This is a genomic window from Mycobacterium sp. UM_CSW (assembly GCF_000455205.1).
GTDB lineage: Bacteria > Actinomycetota > Actinomycetes > Mycobacteriales > Mycobacteriaceae > Mycobacterium.
Genome location: NZ_AUWQ01000083.1, coordinates 1 through 15,409 on the forward strand (window position 1 = coordinate 1; position 15,409 = coordinate 15,409).

At 69.6% G+C, this 15,409-nt stretch carries 14 protein-coding genes, 1 tRNA gene and 1 other RNA gene; 9 read left to right on the top strand and 7 right to left on the bottom strand.

The window, feature by feature from the left end:
• The coding region (locus N415_RS24365) for an SRPBCC family protein (RefSeq protein WP_068187469.1) at positions 1 to 337 on the bottom strand (337 nt) is incomplete at its 3' end.
• A gap of 71 nt (positions 338 to 408) precedes the next feature.
• Between N415_RS24365 and N415_RS24370 the strand changes: the two genes are divergently transcribed.
• Together N415_RS24370 and N415_RS24375 are read left to right on the top strand one after the other, a co-directional pair.
• Positions 409 to 1,806 (top strand): FAD-binding oxidoreductase, encoded by a 1,398-nt coding sequence (locus N415_RS24370; protein WP_068187495.1) that lies wholly within the window; start codon positions 409 to 411, stop codon positions 1,804 to 1,806.
• Positions 1,803 to 3,113, top strand: coding sequence for a class I SAM-dependent methyltransferase (locus N415_RS24375; RefSeq protein ID WP_193376502.1), 1,311 nt, complete (start codon positions 1,803 to 1,805; stop codon positions 3,111 to 3,113). The genes N415_RS24370 and N415_RS24375 overlap by 4 nt, the downstream gene beginning before the upstream one ends.
• 85 nt (positions 3,114 to 3,198) lie before the next feature.
• On the opposite strand, the gene N415_RS24380 is transcribed toward N415_RS24375, so the two are convergent.
• From N415_RS24380 to ffs, 3 genes are all read right to left on the bottom strand, one after another.
• Positions 3,199 to 4,995, bottom strand: coding sequence for a DNA polymerase III subunits gamma/tau (locus N415_RS24380; RefSeq protein ID WP_068187470.1), 1,797 nt, complete (start codon positions 4,993 to 4,995; stop codon positions 3,199 to 3,201).
• A 127-nt stretch (positions 4,996 to 5,122) separates the two neighbouring features.
• Positions 5,123 to 6,415 (bottom strand): aminotransferase class I/II-fold pyridoxal phosphate-dependent enzyme, encoded by a 1,293-nt coding sequence (locus tag N415_RS24385; protein ID WP_152531554.1) that lies wholly within the window; start codon positions 6,413 to 6,415, stop codon positions 5,123 to 5,125.
• 51 nt (positions 6,416 to 6,466) lie between these two features.
• An RNA gene (gene ffs, locus N415_RS24390) (signal recognition particle sRNA small type) lies at positions 6,467 to 6,563 on the bottom strand.
• 67 nt (positions 6,564 to 6,630) lie between these two features.
• Between ffs and N415_RS24395 the strand changes: the two genes are divergently transcribed.
• Together N415_RS24395 and N415_RS24400 are read left to right on the top strand one after the other, a co-directional pair.
• Positions 6,631 to 6,719, top strand: a tRNA-Ser gene (locus tag N415_RS24395).
• Positions 6,720 to 6,835: 116 nt separating this feature from the next.
• Positions 6,836 to 7,618, top strand: coding sequence for a hypothetical protein (locus tag N415_RS24400; RefSeq protein ID WP_068187471.1), 783 nt, complete (start codon positions 6,836 to 6,838; stop codon positions 7,616 to 7,618).
• 1 nt (position 7,619) lies between these two features.
• Here the strand turns inward: N415_RS24400 and N415_RS24405 are convergent, their stop codons facing one another.
• On the bottom strand, positions 7,620 to 8,360 hold the full coding sequence (locus N415_RS24405; RefSeq protein WP_068187472.1) for an enoyl-CoA hydratase/isomerase family protein: 741 nt from the start codon (positions 8,358 to 8,360) through the stop codon (positions 7,620 to 7,622).
• Positions 8,357 to 8,731, bottom strand: a complete 375-nt coding sequence (locus N415_RS24410; RefSeq protein WP_067155790.1) for a hypothetical protein — start codon at positions 8,729 to 8,731, stop codon at positions 8,357 to 8,359. Before N415_RS24410 ends, N415_RS24405 begins: the two co-directional genes overlap by 4 nt.
• A gap of 138 nt (positions 8,732 to 8,869) precedes the next feature.
• Here N415_RS24410 and N415_RS24415 point away from each other — a divergent pair, with 138 nt between their 5' ends.
• From N415_RS24415 to N415_RS24425, 3 genes are all read left to right on the top strand, one after another.
• Positions 8,870 to 9,358, top strand: a complete 489-nt coding sequence (locus tag N415_RS24415) for a lipoprotein LpqH (RefSeq protein ID WP_068107046.1) — start codon at positions 8,870 to 8,872, stop codon at positions 9,356 to 9,358.
• A gap of 95 nt (positions 9,359 to 9,453) precedes the next feature.
• Positions 9,454 to 11,190, top strand: a complete 1,737-nt coding sequence (locus tag N415_RS24420) for a hypothetical protein (RefSeq protein ID WP_068187473.1) — start codon at positions 9,454 to 9,456, stop codon at positions 11,188 to 11,190.
• Positions 11,187 to 12,533, top strand: coding sequence for a CHAT domain-containing protein (locus N415_RS24425; protein ID WP_068187474.1), 1,347 nt, complete (start codon positions 11,187 to 11,189; stop codon positions 12,531 to 12,533). The genes N415_RS24420 and N415_RS24425 overlap by 4 nt, the downstream gene beginning before the upstream one ends.
• Positions 12,534 to 12,538: 5 nt before the next feature.
• Here the strand turns inward: N415_RS24425 and N415_RS24430 are convergent, their stop codons facing one another.
• Positions 12,539 to 12,838, bottom strand: a complete 300-nt coding sequence (locus N415_RS24430) for a hypothetical protein (RefSeq protein WP_231982141.1) — start codon at positions 12,836 to 12,838, stop codon at positions 12,539 to 12,541.
• Positions 12,839 to 12,936: 98 nt separating this feature from the next.
• Between N415_RS24430 and N415_RS24435 the strand changes: the two genes are divergently transcribed.
• Together N415_RS24435 and N415_RS24440 are read left to right on the top strand one after the other, a co-directional pair.
• Positions 12,937 to 14,262 (top strand): hypothetical protein, encoded by a 1,326-nt coding sequence (locus tag N415_RS24435; RefSeq protein ID WP_068187475.1) that lies wholly within the window; start codon positions 12,937 to 12,939, stop codon positions 14,260 to 14,262.
• Positions 14,259 to 15,395, top strand: coding sequence for a hypothetical protein (locus N415_RS24440; RefSeq protein WP_068187476.1), 1,137 nt, complete (start codon positions 14,259 to 14,261; stop codon positions 15,393 to 15,395). The genes N415_RS24435 and N415_RS24440 overlap by 4 nt, the downstream gene beginning before the upstream one ends.
• The last annotated feature ends 14 nt before the right edge of the window (positions 15,396 to 15,409 follow it).

Genomic DNA, 15,409 nt, shown 5'->3' on the forward strand with positions numbered 1-15,409 from the left:
CCGCGCCGGTCCAGGTGGTCTTCACCGTGACGCTGGACCCCGGTCCGGCCGGTGCGACCGTCCAGTTGATCACCATGGACGAGTTCTCATCCTTCTCGATGACGGTGTGGCCGGCCACGTCGACGTCCACCTGCACGTCGCGCACTCGCGACTTGGTGGCCTGCAGCTTCCACTTGGCGACGGTGCCCGCACCCTGGCCGCCCTGCAGCACCTGGTACTCGCTGTACTGCGGGGACAGGATTTTCGGACGCACCTTCTGGTAGTCCGCCACCGCGGCAAGGGTGGCCTCGGGCCCGACGTTGATCAAGATCGTGCTGGCTGCGCTCACCTGGCCCATCAGGCCCGACTCCTCCTGCTAATCGCGCCCGCGCTCTGGTGCACGGGCTGTTTTCGAAGACTAGGGTATATCTGGTGCCTGTCCCTGGATCTGCACTCTCGGCTCACGCAGCGGGCGTCGATCGGTTGATGGCGAGTTATCGATCCATCCCGACGACGTCCGCCGTCCGGCTAGCCAAGCCCACCTCAAACCTGTTCCGCGCCCGCACCAAACGCGATTCACGCGGCCTGGACACCTCCGGTTTGACCGGCGTTCTCTCTGTCGATTCCGAATCCCGCACCGCCGACGTCGCCGGCATGTGCACATACGAGGATCTGGTGGCCGCGACCCTGCCGTATGGCCTTTCGCCACTGGTGGTTCCGCAATTGAAGACCATCACACTCGGCGGCGCGGTCAGCGGCCTGGGCATCGAGTCGGCGTCGTTTCGCAACGGCCTGCCGCACGAGTCGGTGCTCGAGATGGACATCCTCACCGGCGCCGGCGAGTTGCTCACCACGTCGCGCACCCAGCATCCCGACCTGTTCCGCGCCTTCCCCAATTCCTATGGGACGCTGGGCTATTCGACCAGAATTCGGATCGAGCTGGAACCCGTCGCGCCGTTCGTGGCGCTGCGCCACGTCCGATTCCGCTCGCTGCCCGAGCTGATCGCGGCGATGGAACGCATCATCGACACCGGCGGACAGGGCGGCACGCCCGTGGACTACCTGGACGGCGTGGTTTTCAGCGCCGACGAAAGCTACCTGTGCGTGGGCCGGCGGACCGGCACCCCGGGCCCGGTCAGCGACTACACCGGGAAAGACATTTACTACCAATCGATTCGGCACGACTCGGTCGGGGTGGAAGCCACTAAGGACGATCGGCTGACGATCCACGACTACCTGTGGCGCTGGGACACCGACTGGTTTTGGTGCTCACGAGCGTTCGGCGTGCAGGACCCGCGGGTGCGCCGCTGGTGGCCGCGGCGCTACCGGCGCAGCAGCGTCTACTCGAAACTCATCGCCCTGGACCAGCGTTTCGGCATCGCCGACCGGATCGAGAAGCGCCACGGGCGTCCGCCGCGCGAACGCGTGGTGCAGGACGTCGAGGTGCCGGTCGAACGGACCTGCGCGTTCTTGGAGTGGTTCCTGGACAACGTGCCCATCACCCCGATCTGGTTGTGCCCCCTGCGACTGCGCGATCACGAGGGCTGGCCGCTGTATCCGATGCGGCCGGATCACACATACGTCAATATTGGGTTCTGGTCGTCGGTACCGGCGGCCGGGGGAAGCGCAACGGGGGTGACGAACCGTGCCATCGAGGCCAAGGTCAGCGAGCTCGACGGCCACAAGTCGCTGTACTCCGACTCGTTCTACACCCGCGAGGAGTTTGACGAACTCTATGGCGGGGAGACATACAAAACCGTGAAAAAGACCTACGACCCCGACTCGCGTCTTTTGGACCTGTACGCAAAGGCGGTGCAACGGCGATGACGACAACCAAAGAGCCCCGCCACACCACTACGGGCAAGCTCAGCATGGCCGAGATCCTGGAGATCTTCGCCGCGACCGGGCGCCACCCACTGAAGTTCACCGCGTACGACGGCAGCACAGCCGGCAGCGAGGACGCCGAGCTGGGCCTGGACCTCTGTTCGCCTCGCGGCGCCACCTATCTGGCCACCGCCCCCGGCGAACTCGGCCTCGCCCGCGCCTACGTGTCGGGTGACCTGCAGACCTACGGCGTGCATCCCGGCGATCCGTATCCGCTGCTCAAGACGCTGACCGACCGGGTCGACTTCAAGCGGCCGTCGGCGCGGGTGCTCGCCAACGTCGTCCGGTCGATGGGCCTCGAGCACTTGCTGCCCGTCGCCCCACCGCCGGAGGAGGCGCCGCCGCGGTGGCGGCGTGTCGCCGCCGGTGTCATGCACAGCAAGACCCGCGACGCCGAGGCCATCCATCACCACTACGACGTCTCCAACACCTTCTACGAATGGGTGCTCGGCCCGTCGATGACCTACACCTGCGCGGTCTACCCGAACGCCGACGCGACGCTGGAAGAGGCCCAGGACAACAAGTACCGGCTGATCTTCGAGAAGCTGCGGCTGCAGCCGGGCGACCGGCTGCTCGACGTCGGCTGCGGCTGGGGTGGCATGGTGCGCTATGCGGCGCGACGCGGCGTCCGCGCGATCGGCGCCACCCTGTCGGCCGAGCAGGCGAAGTGGGCGCGGCGGGCGATCGAGGACGAGGGCCTGGCCGACCTCGCCGAGGTGCGCCACTCCGACTACCGCGACGTCGCCGAGGCGGGATTCGACGCCGTGTCCTCCATCGGCCTGACCGAGCACATCGGCGTCAAGAACTACCCCGCCTACTTCGGCTTCCTGAAGTCCAAGTTGCGCACCGGCGGGCTGCTGCTCAATCACTGCATCACCCGGCACGACAACAAGTCGACCTCGTTCGCCGGCGGGTTCACCGACCGCTACGTGTTCCCGGACGGCGAGCTGACCGGCTCGGGCCGCATCGTCACCGAGATCCAGGACGCCGGTTTCGAGGTGTTGCACGAGGAGAACTTCCGGCATCACTACGCGATGACGCTGCGCGACTGGTGCCGCAACCTCGTCGAACACTGGGACGAGGGAGTCGCCGAGGTCGGGTTGGCGACCGCCAAGGTGTGGGGCTTGTACATGGCGGCCTCACGTGTTGCCTTCGAGCAGAACAACCTTCAGCTGCATCACGTGCTGGCGGCCAACGTCGACGCCCGCGGCGACGACGACCTGCCGCTGCGGCCGTGGTGGACGCCTTAGCTCCGGCCTAGTCCGATGGTGGCGACCCGTTGCGCCCGGTCCCCCGCAAGCGGGAGGTGCCCCCAACGCGCGCTTACGATCGCCACTAGCCGCCGTCTATGCGGCGCGCGCCCAGCTCGTTCTGCAGCAGCTCGAGTGCGACCTCTTCCGGATCGCGCCGTGGGCCCGCCTCGGTGCGACCGGCCTCGGCAAGCATGTGTTCCTCTTCGTCTCGCTGAGACGAAGCCGCGTCGGCGGGCTCTTCCGGCGGCGCTTCCCGCAGGACCGGCGGTGGGGCGGTCGGCGCGGGCGCCGGGTCACCGACCTCGCAGCGCACCCGCCAGCTCACCCCCAGCGCGTCCTTGAGCGCCTCGGCGATGACGTCGGCGTTGCGCTGTTCGGACAGCCGCTTGGCCAGCGGCGCCGACGCGTGGGTCAACACTAACGTGTCGCCCTCCACCGCGCGGACCGTTGCGCCCGCCAGCATCACCTCCGTGGTGCGGGAACGCTGACGCACCTTGTCACGCACCGTCGGCCACATGGTCCGCACCGCCGACGCGTTGAGTTCGCCTGGGGCGGAGGCGGATTCGGGTTCGGGCGCGGGCGCGGGCGCGGGTACAGGTGCCGGTGCCGGAGCCGGTTCGGGGGCCGGCTCGGGCGTGGGCTCAGGTTTCGGCTGTGGCCGGGAAACGGTCACCCGCCGCGGCGGTGGGCTGGGCTCAGCGGCGGCCTCCGACGCCGGGATCGAGACGCCCAGCCGGGTCTCGATCCGCTCGATGCGTTGCAGCAGCGCCGACTCGGCGTCGCTGGCCGAGGGCAGCAGCAGCCGCGCGCAGATCACTTCGAGCAAGAGGCGCGGCGCCGTCGCACCACGCATCTCGCCCAGCCCGGCCTGCACGACCTCGGCGTAGCGGGTCAGCGTCGCCGGGCCGATGCGCGCCGCCTGCTCGCGCATCCGGTCCAGCACGTCCTCGGGCGCATCCACCACGCCGCGGCTCACGGCATCCGGAACCGCTTGCAGCACAATGAGATCGCGGAAGCGCTCCAACAGGTCGGTGGCGAAACGCCGCGGGTCGTGCCCGGCGTCGATCACCGACTCGACCGCGCCGAACAACGCGGCGGCATCCGCGGCGGCCAGCGCGTCGACGGCGTCGTCGATCAGTCCGACGTCGGTGGCGCCCAGCAGGCCCAGCGCTCGCTGATACGTCACGTGATTGCCCTCGGCCCCGGCCAGCAACTGATCGAGCACCGAAAGCGTGTCACGCGGCGAGCCACCGCCGGCGCGGATCACCAGCGGATACACCGCGTCGTCGACGACGACGCCCTCCTGCTCGCAGATCCGCCCGACCAGCGCCCGCATGGTCTTCGGCGGCAGCAGCCGGAACGGGTAGTGGTGGGTGCGCGACCGGATCGTCGGCAGCACCTTCTCCGGCTCGGTGGTGGCGAAGATGAAGATGAGGTGCTCGGGCGGCTCCTCGACGATCTTGAGCAGCGCGTTGAACCCGGCGGTGGTCACCATGTGCGCCTCGTCGACGATGAACACCCGGTAGCGCGACTGTGCCGGTGCATAGAACGCGCGGTCGCGCAGCTCGCGCGTGTCGTCCACGCCGCCGTGGCTGGCGGCGTCGAGCTCCACCACGTCGATGCTGCCCGGCGCGTTGGGCGCCAGCGCGACGCAGGATTCGCAAACCCCGCACGGGTTGGCCGTCGGGCCCTGCGCACAGTTCAACGACCGGGCCAGGATGCGCGCCGACGATGTCTTTCCGCAGCCGCGCGGCCCGGAAAACAAGTACGCGTGGTTGATTCGGCCGGCCTCCAGGGCGATGGACAGCGGCTCGGTGACGTGCTCCTGCCCTACTACTTCGGCGAAGGTTGCCGGTCGGTATTTGCGGTAGAGGGCCACGGTCAGCAGGCTACCGTCGCGGGCTGACTGAAGCCCGAGCGGCGTCGAGTGTGCATCCGCGGCTTTCAGCGTGAACGTGCGGCGGGAACTCGCCGGACTTTTCGCCCTGGGCGCACCGCGAAAGCCGTCAGCTCACACTCGACGGGGAGGACGCCAGCAGGGCCTCGGAGGCCGCCAGCAGCGCGCAGGTCGCCAGGCCGTCGACCGCGTCGCGCAGGTCCGGCAGCGACGGGAAGGTCGGCGCGATCCGGATGTTCTTGTCGTCGGGGTCCTTGCGGTACGGAAACGACGCGCCCGCCTCGGTGACCGCGATGCCCGCGTCCTTGGCCAGGGCGACGGTCCGCCGCGCCGTGCCGGGCAGCACGTCAAGGCTGACGAAATAGCCGCCCTTCGGGTCGGTCCACGAGGCGATCTTCGAGTCGCTCAGCCGCTGATCCAGGATCTCAAGCGTCAGCGCGAACTTGGGCGCCAGGATCTGCTGGTGGCGCAGCATCTGCAGGCGCACGCCATCGGCGTCGCCGAAGAAGCGCAGGTGCCGCAGCTGGTTCACCTTGTCCGGGCCGATCGACTTCTTGCCGGCGTACTGCAGGTACCACGCGATGTTGCCCAGCGACCCGCCCAGGAAGCTGACCCCGGCACCGGCGAAGGTGATCTTCGAGGTGGACGCGAAGACGTAGGGCCGGTTCGGGTTGCCGGCCGTGGCCGCCAGACCCAGCACGTCGACCTGGCGGATGAAATCGTGCGTCAGGGTGTGCACCGCGTACGCGTTGTCCCAGAACAGCCGGAAGTCGGGCGCGGCCGTGCGCATCTGCACCAGCCGGCGAACCGTCTCCCAGGAATAGGTGATCCCGGTGGGGTTGCCGAACACGGGCACCGCCCACATCCCCTTGATGGCGGGGTCGACGGCGACCAGCTCCTCGATCAGGTCGACGTCCGGCCCGTCGTGCAGCATCGGGACCGGGATCATGTCGATGCCCATGGTCTCGGTGATGGCGAAGTGGCGGTCGTAGCCGGGGACGGGGCACAGGAATTTGACGGCCGGCTCGTCCTTCCAGGGCCGCGGCGAGTCGACCCCGCCGTACAGCATCGAGAAGGCGACGAGGTCGTGCATCAGCTCCAGGCTGGAGTTGTTGCCGGCGATCAGGTTTTGCACCGGGATGCTGAGCAGCTCGCCGAAGATGGCCCGCAGTTCGGGCAGGCCGTGCAGACCCCCGTAGTTGCGGGTGTCGGTGCCCTCGGCGTCGCGGTAGTCGTCGCCGGGCAGGCTCAGTAGCTGGTTGGACAGGTCGAGCTGCTCCGGCGAGGGTTTCCCGCGCGTCAGATCCAGGGCCAGCTTCTTGGCCTGCAGATCCGCGTATTCCTGCTGATTGCGGGCGTGCACCGCGGCCAGCTCGTCAGGGCTGAGGGAGTCGAACGCCACCAGGGGACCTTTCGTTGTTGAACGCTGGATTCGAGGTCCGCCACACATCGGACATAGGGGACCCCGCGCACCCGACAGAGCCCATTGACCCTTGCTGCCTTCCGGCCCTGGGGGAGTTCACAGGATAGACGCCGCGCGGGGTCCTCCGGCGAGTCTAATACCCAAGCCCACAACAACCGGCAGCGACCGCGCGCCCCTCGGTTACCATGGCCCACGGAGGATTCGCCTAGTGGCCTATGGCGCTCGCCTGGAACGCGGGTTGGGTTAACAGCCCTCGCGGGTTCAAATCCCGCATCCTCCGCCACCGGTCGTCCTCGGTTTGAGGCGCGACCACGCACGGGGTTGTTTGGAATCGCTCTGAACGGCCTTTAGGCTGGCGTACCGGGCCGACGTGGCCCCGGTACCAGCATGAGGAGGCGTATGGGGCGCAAGGTCGCCATACCGTGGCACGCGTCGTTTTCGATCGCTGCCGGCGTCCTCTACTTCTTTTTCGTGCTGCCCCGCTGGCCTGAGTTGATGGGCGACACCACGCATTCGTTGGGGACGACGCTTCGGATCGTGACGGGTGCCCTGGTGGCCCTGGCCGCCCTTCCGGTGGTGTTCACCCAGTTGCGGACCCGAAAGCCGGAATTGGGGACGCCCCAGCTCGCCCTGTCCATCCGGCTCTGGTCGATCGTGGCCCACGTGCTTTCCGGCGTGCTCATCATCGGCACGGCGATCAGCGAGATCTGGCTCAGCCTGGACCACGCCGGGCGGTGGTTGTTCGCCGTCTACGGCGCCGCCGCCGCGATCGGCGTGATCGGCATCTTCGCGTTCTACCTGTCATTTATCGCCGAATTGCCGCCGCCACCGCCGAAACCGATCAAGCCGAAGAAGGCCAAGCAGCCCAAGAAGCGGGGCCTTCGCCGCCAGAAGGCGGACGAAGCCGAAGAAACCGAAGCCGAAGACACCGAGGCCGAACTCACCGAAGAGGCCGACGAGACCGCAGAGACCGAAGAAACGGAAGAATCCGAAGAAACGGAAAAGGCCGAAGAGCCCGTCGAGGCCAGCGCCGAGGCCGAGACGGAAGCCGAACCGGCCGCCGAGGAAGCCGAAGCCGCCGACGAGCCGCGGGGCGGATTGCAGAACCGCCGGCCTACCGGCAAGGGCTCACACCGGATGCGCCGCAGGCGCACTCGCGGCGGCGTCGCGCTCGACGAATAACTCAGCGGCGCCGCAGGCTCTCGACGTAGGCGGCGATGCGCCGCTGCGTCTCGTCCGAGCCCCAGAGCTGCCGCACCTCGCTGTCGACAAGCGCACCCTCGCGCATCCGGGTCAGGGTGGGGGCCCGTAGCTGCGCTTTCGTGTGCCGGTAGGCGTCGGTTGGGATGCCGCCCAGGTCGGAGGCCTCCGCCACCGCCGCCCCGAGCAGATCGTCGGCGACGACGCGGTGAGCGAGCCGGTTGGCGACGGCGTCCTCGCCTCGGTAGACACCGCCGCCGAGCACCACCTCTTCCGCGCGGTCCCCGCACGCGTACCGCATCACCTCGAGCGCGGCGACCGGAAACGCCACTCCGACCCGGACCTCGGTCGCCCCGATCTGTGCTTGTGGGCTGATCAGCCGGCGGTCGCAGGCACAGGCCAGCACGCACCCGCCGGCAATGGCGGCTCCGTTCACCGCGGCCACCGTCGGGCCCGGATAGCAGAACAGCGCCTCGAACGCCTCGGACAGCGCCGGGATCAGCCGGTCGGTGTAGGCCGAACCGCCGTCCACCACGCGGTTGAGGTCGACCCCGGCGCTGAACGCGCGACCGGCGCCGGTGACGACGAGCGCGGGGGCGCCCGAGTGCTGCAGCTCGCCCAGGGCGTCGGTCAGCTCCCTGAGCAGCTCGACGTCGAGGGCGTTGACGCGCCCGGAGGAAATCGTCAGGACCCGGACCGCGCCGGCGGCTTCGATCTCGATCACGATGACACGATGACGACGGGGATGTCGGTGTTCTCGTCGGTGTGATAGCTCGCGCACACCCGGTGGTAGCCGTCGGCGATCTGCAGCGGGACACCCGCCGTGAAGTCGCCGCGCACCAGCAGAATCGGTGACAACGCCTGCCCCTTCTTGATCTTGGACAGATCCGCGGCGACGTGCGGATTGTCGTCGGGAAGCAGCCTCAGTTGCGCCGCCCGCAGGATGTCCTTGGCCTTCTTGTGGCTGACGACTCCGGACTTCAGCTTTTCGGCCAACTCGTTGGCGGTGCCGGGCTCGGCGAGCAAGGCGAGGTAGTCGGCCGCCGCCGGGAAGTCATGCGCCTCAGGCTGTTCCAGCCATTTCACGCTCGCCATTGCGCGTCTCCCTTCGTGGGGCCGTGTCGAGGCAGCCTACCGGGTGACCGTCGAAATTGGGATCGGTAGCGACGCGGCCGGTCTGTACTTGCGCCCATGACGACGCCACTGGGGCGGCGCATGAAGGAAGGAACTGCAGTGAAACGTCTTCTCGTGGGAGCGATTGGAACCCTCGGCGTCGCCTCTGCGCTGGTGGGTTGCTCGAGCGGGGGCCACTCAGCCAGCCCGGCGTCGAGCACGGCGCCCAGTGCCTCCACCGGCACCGGCACCAACGCGCAGGTCAAGGTCGGCGGCACCGACCTGCCCGGCCTGAACCCGTCCGCGGTGACCTGCGTCAGGACCGGCGGCAAGATCGACATCGGCAGCGGCACCACCAGTGGGCCCCAGCAGGCGCTGGCCGTGGTGATGACCGACGCGAACCCCCCGGCGGTCGAGTCGCTCGCGCTCTTCGTCGACGGCAACGCCCTGTCGGTCAGCAACGGCATGGGTGCGAAGGTCGGCTCGGCCAACGTGTCGGTGGACGGCAAGACGTACACCATCACGGGACAGGCTCAGGGCGCCGACATGAAGAACCCGATGGCCGGGATGATCACCAAGGACTTCAGCATCAAGGTGACCTGCGGTTGATCGATCGAACGCCGAAGCGGCGGGCGTGCCCTCACTCAAACGCCCGCCGCTTCGGTTTCTCGCCACGTTCGCGGCGGCGGATTTATGATGCAGCCGTGTCGATCCCCGGCGAATTGGAGAACGCCCGCCGGTTGGCGTTCGCCGCCGACGAGAACTCGGCGCGGGATCTGCTGCTGTCGCTGGTGCCGCGCATCGAGCGGGAAGACCGGGACGACCTGATGCTGGAAGCCCTGGCACAGCTCGGTGAGATCTACCTGGCGCGGGGGGTGAATGACGGAGTGCGCGAGTCGATCCGGCGCATCCGCGACTGCCTGGCCGTCTATTCGGGCATTTCGGCCGGCACCATGCCGGAGGCTGCCGCACAGGTGCGGATGTCCGACGCCGAGGTGGCGCACATGATGGTGCGGTACTCGCAACGGGCGCAGTTTTTGGAAACGGGCCTGGCCGCGGCCCTCGGCGATCACGAGGGCGCCGCGGCGGCGCTGGCCGCGTTGTCGGACACGGCCCCCGAGGGTGATCTCGCCGACCTCGCCGACGAGCACGGCTACCTCGTCACCCACGCGCAGATGCTCTGCGCCAGCGCGCTCTGCGACGACGACCTTCACGTGCAATCGGTTCCGTTATGGGAGCAGGTGCTGGCCGCGCTGGAGGATCCGGATCGCCTGCGCAGCGACAGCCCGTTCGGCGACTATCTGCGGGTGGCGGCGGCCACCGAGTACGGCAGGTTCTGCGTCGAGACCGGGCGACTGGCCGAGGCCGAACCCTGGCTGCGCCGGGCGGGCGCCCGCGCGCAAGCGAACGGCTGGGAACTGGCAACGGCCAGAACACAATTGGAACGCGCGGCGGCCTGCTGGGCATCGGCGGACCACGCCGGCACCGAGCAGCTGGTCTCGGAGGCCTACCCCGTCATCGCGCGCTACGACCGTGCGCACGACATCGCTCGGTGCTGGCTCTACATGGGATTCACCCGGCTGGGGTCCGGGGCCCTCCAGGCGGCCGACGAGTGCTGGGAGCACGCCGAGCGGCACTGGCGCGACCTCGGAAAGCCGCTGTACCTGCACCGTATTCTGTTGCAACGCAGCTGGATCGCGATCTTTTGGAGTAAATTCGCCGACGCGGTCGAGCTAATCGCCCAGGCGCGGGAACTGCTCGACTCGTCGCCGCGCAGCAGTTGGCTGCAATACGCCCAGCTCGACAACCAGCTCGGCACGGTGTGGCGCGCGGATGCGCTGGCGGACCTCGGCTTCGACAGCTCGGGCGATCCCGACGAGACGCTGGAGGAAACCGAGGCGCGGCAGGCCGAGGGCCTGGGCATCCTCAAGGGCGAGATCGGCACCCCGGAATACTGGCGCGGCATGAGCAAGCTCGAACAGGCCGCGGAGCTCAAGGTGCCGGCCGCGCTCGCGGTCGACTCGGTCCGGTATTCGATCGCCGACGCCGACGCGCGATCACGTTGGGCGACCAGCGTTTCGGCGCCGATCCTGGCCGGCGCCTTCGCCGTCGCGTGGGAGTGGGAGAACACCGAGCTGATCAGTGAGCTGGTCGAATACCACAGTGCCCGAGGGACTTTCGACATGGAGCCGGAGCGCGCCAAGATCGGCGAGTGGGCGTCCACGGCCACCCCAGCGGTGCTCATCGAGGACGGCGAAGCGCTGGCCGCAGCAGGCCCGCCGGCGCTGGGTGGCCGGTCGCTCACGCGGCTGGGCCCGCTGCCGCCGCTGCAGATGCATCCGGATGCCGCGCCGATCCTTTGCCACTACCGCGAACTGGCGTTGCAGCGCTATGGCCGCGAGGTCACCGCCGGCGAACCCGCCTGGTCCACCTGGCCATGAGTAACACGGACCGGCCGACTCTCGTCCTGCGCTTCGCCGACGTCGGGATCGTCACGTACGGGAGCTTGCGGATCGTCGGGCAGCCGTCCAAGACGGTCAACTGGGTGATCGAGGATCCGATCCTGCTCGCGGCCCTGCAGGAACTGGCCGGCGCCCTACCGGAGCCCAACGGCACGGAAAGCCGTCGCGACGCCATCGAGCGGGCGCTGACGACAGGTCCCTTCGCGGCGCCGGACACCGAGTTGACGATGGCCTACATCCTCGGGGTGCTGCTCATCGGCGCGCCCGGTTGGCAGCTGCTGACGGAATGCGTGTCCACCCCGCGCGCAGTGTTGTTCGTCTCGCCCAGCGCTCGGCTGGCCCGCGTGCCGTGGGGCCTGCTGGCCGTGCCGAAATCGGGGCCGAGCAAGGAAGAGCTCGTGCGCGCGCGCCAGGATGCCATCACCTCCAGCGGCCGGGTGGCCGCCCAGATCCCTTGGCAGCTCGACGATATCGGCGCCCGCACCGATGGGCATCGGCTGATGGAACTGGTCGACGTGCTGATGGCGGTGCCACCCAACATCGTGCACTCGCTACGGGCGCCGGCCGGCTGGGACGCCCGGCGGCACGGGCCCCCGGTGCTGGTCCTCGACCCCCGCGTGCCCGGGCAGCGGCCGGACTCCGAGCTCGGCTCGGTGCTCGGGAGGCCGTCGGCGGCAACGCAATTGACGCAACACTTCGCCGGGCTGATGCGCCACCGACCGGTGCTGCCCGAAGTCGACGCCGCCGTCGAGCTGTTCCGCCGTCAGGATGCCGACCGCGTCTGGCTGGCCAAGCAGCTCGCACAATCCCCGAGCCGGCTCATGTATGTCGGCCACGCCAGTTCGGCGCACGGCCAGGCCGACCGCGCGGCGCTGCACCTGGCCTGCACGGCGGAGGTTCCGGGAGACGCCGAGCCCATCGGCGATCATCGCCCGCTGACCGCATCGGACCTGATGTCCTTGCAACTGCCCATCCCCCCACGGGTCGCCCTGCTGGCCTGCGGATCGGGCGGCGACTATCAATTCGACGAGGCGACCGGCCTGGTGGCGGCAATGGTCCTGGGCGGCGCCGAGCTGGTGAGCGCCACCTTGTGGTCACTGCCCACGTCCGCGGCCTATCGACGGTTCGCCGCCGCCGACGCAGCCGACCCGATGGCCGATGTCGTTGTCGCCGTGGACGAGGCGCACGACGGCGCCGACGCGGGGTGCGCGCTGAACCGTTGGCAGCGCGCGCAGATGCGCCGCTGGCGTGACGGCGTCCTGACCGCCAGCCCGCTCTACTGGGCCGCCATGGTCAGTTTCGCGGTGGACGGCGCGCGATAACGCACTCAGATCGACGCCAGCCAGGACGCGTTGACGGCCACCACATCGTCGGGCAGCGAAAGCTCCTCGCGGGCAGCGGGATCGAACGCCACCAGGACGACCAGGCCGGGGCGCAGCATCGACACGTCGGCATCGCCGTCACAGCGGGCCAGTTTCCCGATGAACGTCTCGCCGGACACGGCCACGACCTCGATGAAAACCTGGCGCTCGTCGCCGACGGTGCGCACGGTGCCGACTCCGACGGTGGGCCCCGCGGTGTTGCGGCGCGGAGCGAACGGGATCCGCACGACGCCCGACAGCAGCATGATCAGCTTTCTCATGCCACCAGGTTGGAACGCCCAAACGGCTACCGAACCCAACTTTTCGGCTACGGATATTTTCGGAGAGCCCCTATCCTGTCGGAATGAGCGCGGATTCGCAGGTTGCGACGGTCGTCGCCGCGGGCCACCCACGCCGGTCGGTGATCGAGGCCGCGTGGCGCGCGATCGGCCCCGGCGTCGAGGTGCTCAGCAGCGACGACGGCGGACCCTTGAGCCGGACCGTCAAGCGCATCATCGACCCCCTGGTGCTCCGGCTGCGATCCAACCCGCAGTATTCGGCCCCCGTCGTCGCACCGGACACCGCAGCGGCCATGCACGAGCTCATCATCGGCAACGCGCGCGAATTACGTTCCGCCGCAGCGTGGTTCGACACTCTCAAGCTCGAGCGCCGCAGGCAGCGCATCCGCACCGGCAACGCCCAGGAATTGTACTTCCCGGTGTGCTTCGAGCTCGCCGTGACGAAAGGCCCACCGGCGCCGCAGGATAGCGAGACGGCGGCAGCGGTGCTCAACGACATTCACCAGGGCCGCGACCGCACCGCGATCGAGGTGCTGCACCAATACGTGGCGGGCCCGGATGTGGTGGCCGCGCTGGCCACCCAGCTCGACCGCAGCTGGCGCGACGTGCGGGCCCCGGAAGCGGCGACGGGCGCCGCTGCGTTTTTTGCCGAGCTGGGCACGGTGCTGGGGCCCGCCGACAGCCACCGCGCCGCGGCGGCCCGGCAGCGGGTCTGGTCTGCCGTGATCGCCGACGCCACACCGTACAACCTCGGGGCCCTGGCCCGGGTCGAGGCGGCCGAGCTGCCGTGGTCGATCGTCGGGCTGGGCTTGAGTTCGGCTCAGCCACAACGGCAGCCACCGATCGCGGGTGGCTCCGACAGCGATCGCCCGCTGGATCGCACGGTGGTGGACCGGGTGCGCGCCACCCTGCGGCGGGCGCTGGACCGCGACGCGCTGCCCGACATCCCGCTGCTGTGCGAGGAGGAGGTCGACCGGGCCGCGGCGCCCTGGGGCCTGTTGTCCGAGGACAAGCAGGCGACCCTGGTGGCCGGCATCGAGATCGCCGTCGAGCTGGCGCCGCTGGACCCCTCGGTCTCCAGCCGCTACGCGCTCGCCGCCCAGATCCAGGCCCGCCTGCGCAAGGAGGCCTACGTGCTGCACGCCCGGCGCTACCTCGCCGAGGGCGGCCCGATCCATCCGCGCCAACGGCAGGTGGTCGACGACCTCGCGGCCTACGCCCAGCCCTACCTGAGCCGGCTGTGGGCGCGGCTGCACGGGCGCGACGTCTGGCAGGAGCCGTGCGACGACGTCGACGAGGTGCGGTCCCTGCTCGAGGGCGTCGCGCGGTCGGTGAGCCTCGACCACCGGCAACGCATCAAGGCGATGCTGGAATTGCAGGTGGCCGGATGAGACTGGTCGCCGACTCGGGGCTGTGGAGCACCGGTCCCGTCACCGCGGATTCGCCGCTGGCCGCGGTGTTGGAGGTCAGCGGCGGCGTGCTGTCGTGGACGATCGACGACCCACCCGACGACGGGTCGGCCCGCATCACCTTCACCGATTTGTCACGCGCCGACTGGCTTTGGCGGGTCCTGGGCGAGGCGGGGCACGTCGCGACAGTGTCCGCGCTCGCCTACGCGTCCGACGAGCCGACAACCATCGAGCTGGCCGGGGTCGATATCGTGCCCGGCTCGGTCGACCCGCTGCGGCGCCTTGCGATCGGGCATTGGCTGCGGCGGTGGTGGCCGGCCAGCCGCGTCGACGGCATCGCCGGCCTCGATCGCGCGCTGCTCGACGTCGAAGTCGCGCTGCTGACCTCGGGGGCGCAGGGCTTCTTCACCGACGACACCCTGGACTCCGACGTGGTGGGGCTGCTGGCACCGCACGCCGCCGCCCTGACCGCGCATCTGCTTGGCGGCGATCCGCGGATAGGCGACTTGGTGCGGGCCGGCGCCGGGCTCGCCGAAGAGGTCGGTGTGGACGACGACGGCTGGCCGGAACTGTATGAGGCGCTCGACGATCCGGGCGTGGAGCTCGACGCGCCGAGCGGGCACCGCGACGACTATGCGCTGGCCGCCGGCACGGACGCGGCTCCGCGCGGCGCCGTCCCGATCGCGCGGGGTGTCGCGTCCATCGGCTGGGGCGCGGTTCCGACCGGCATCTTCGACGCGGGCGAGGACACGGTCGACTGGACCGTCCAGCTGGCCGACGCTGCGGTGGTCGCCGTCGTGCGGGCGGCCGTCATCGGGCCCGACCCGGCCACCGGCATCCCCGTGCAACTGCGATCCGGGGACGTGAGCGGCAGCGGCGCGCTGGATGCCCACGGCGGCGCGATCCTTCCACTGGTCGACGGCCGGCAACTCCCGGTGACGGAAGCGGCGGCCTGGGACCACGATTGGTCGGCGACGGCGGTGATCGTCGGCGCCGAGCCGCCGGAGGCCCGCGAGACCCGGGAGCGGGTTCGCCGGTGGGCCAGGGCGCGGCTGGACCGGCCGCCGCGCGACGCCTTCCTGGCGGAGATCATGGCCGGCGAATCCGACTACTGACCTTCTCGGCGGCC

Coding starts and splice junctions, on each gene's coding strand:
- N415_RS24435 (WP_068187475.1), top strand. CDS start 12,937: ATGAGCGCGGATTCGCAGGTTGCGACGGTCGTCGCCGCGGGCCACCCA.
- N415_RS24440 (WP_068187476.1), top strand. CDS start 14,259: ATGAGACTGGTCGCCGACTCGGGGCTGTGGAGCACCGGTCCCGTCACC.
- N415_RS24430 (WP_231982141.1), bottom strand. CDS start 12,838: ATGCTGCTGTCGGGCGTCGTGCGGATCCCGTTCGCTCCGCGCCGCAAC.
- N415_RS24425 (WP_068187474.1), top strand. CDS start 11,187: ATGAGTAACACGGACCGGCCGACTCTCGTCCTGCGCTTCGCCGACGTC.
- N415_RS24400 (WP_068187471.1), top strand. CDS start 6,836: ATGGGGCGCAAGGTCGCCATACCGTGGCACGCGTCGTTTTCGATCGCT.
- N415_RS24410 (WP_067155790.1), bottom strand. CDS start 8,731: ATGGCGAGCGTGAAATGGCTGGAACAGCCTGAGGCGCATGACTTCCCG.
- N415_RS24375 (WP_193376502.1), top strand. CDS start 1,803: ATGACGACAACCAAAGAGCCCCGCCACACCACTACGGGCAAGCTCAGC.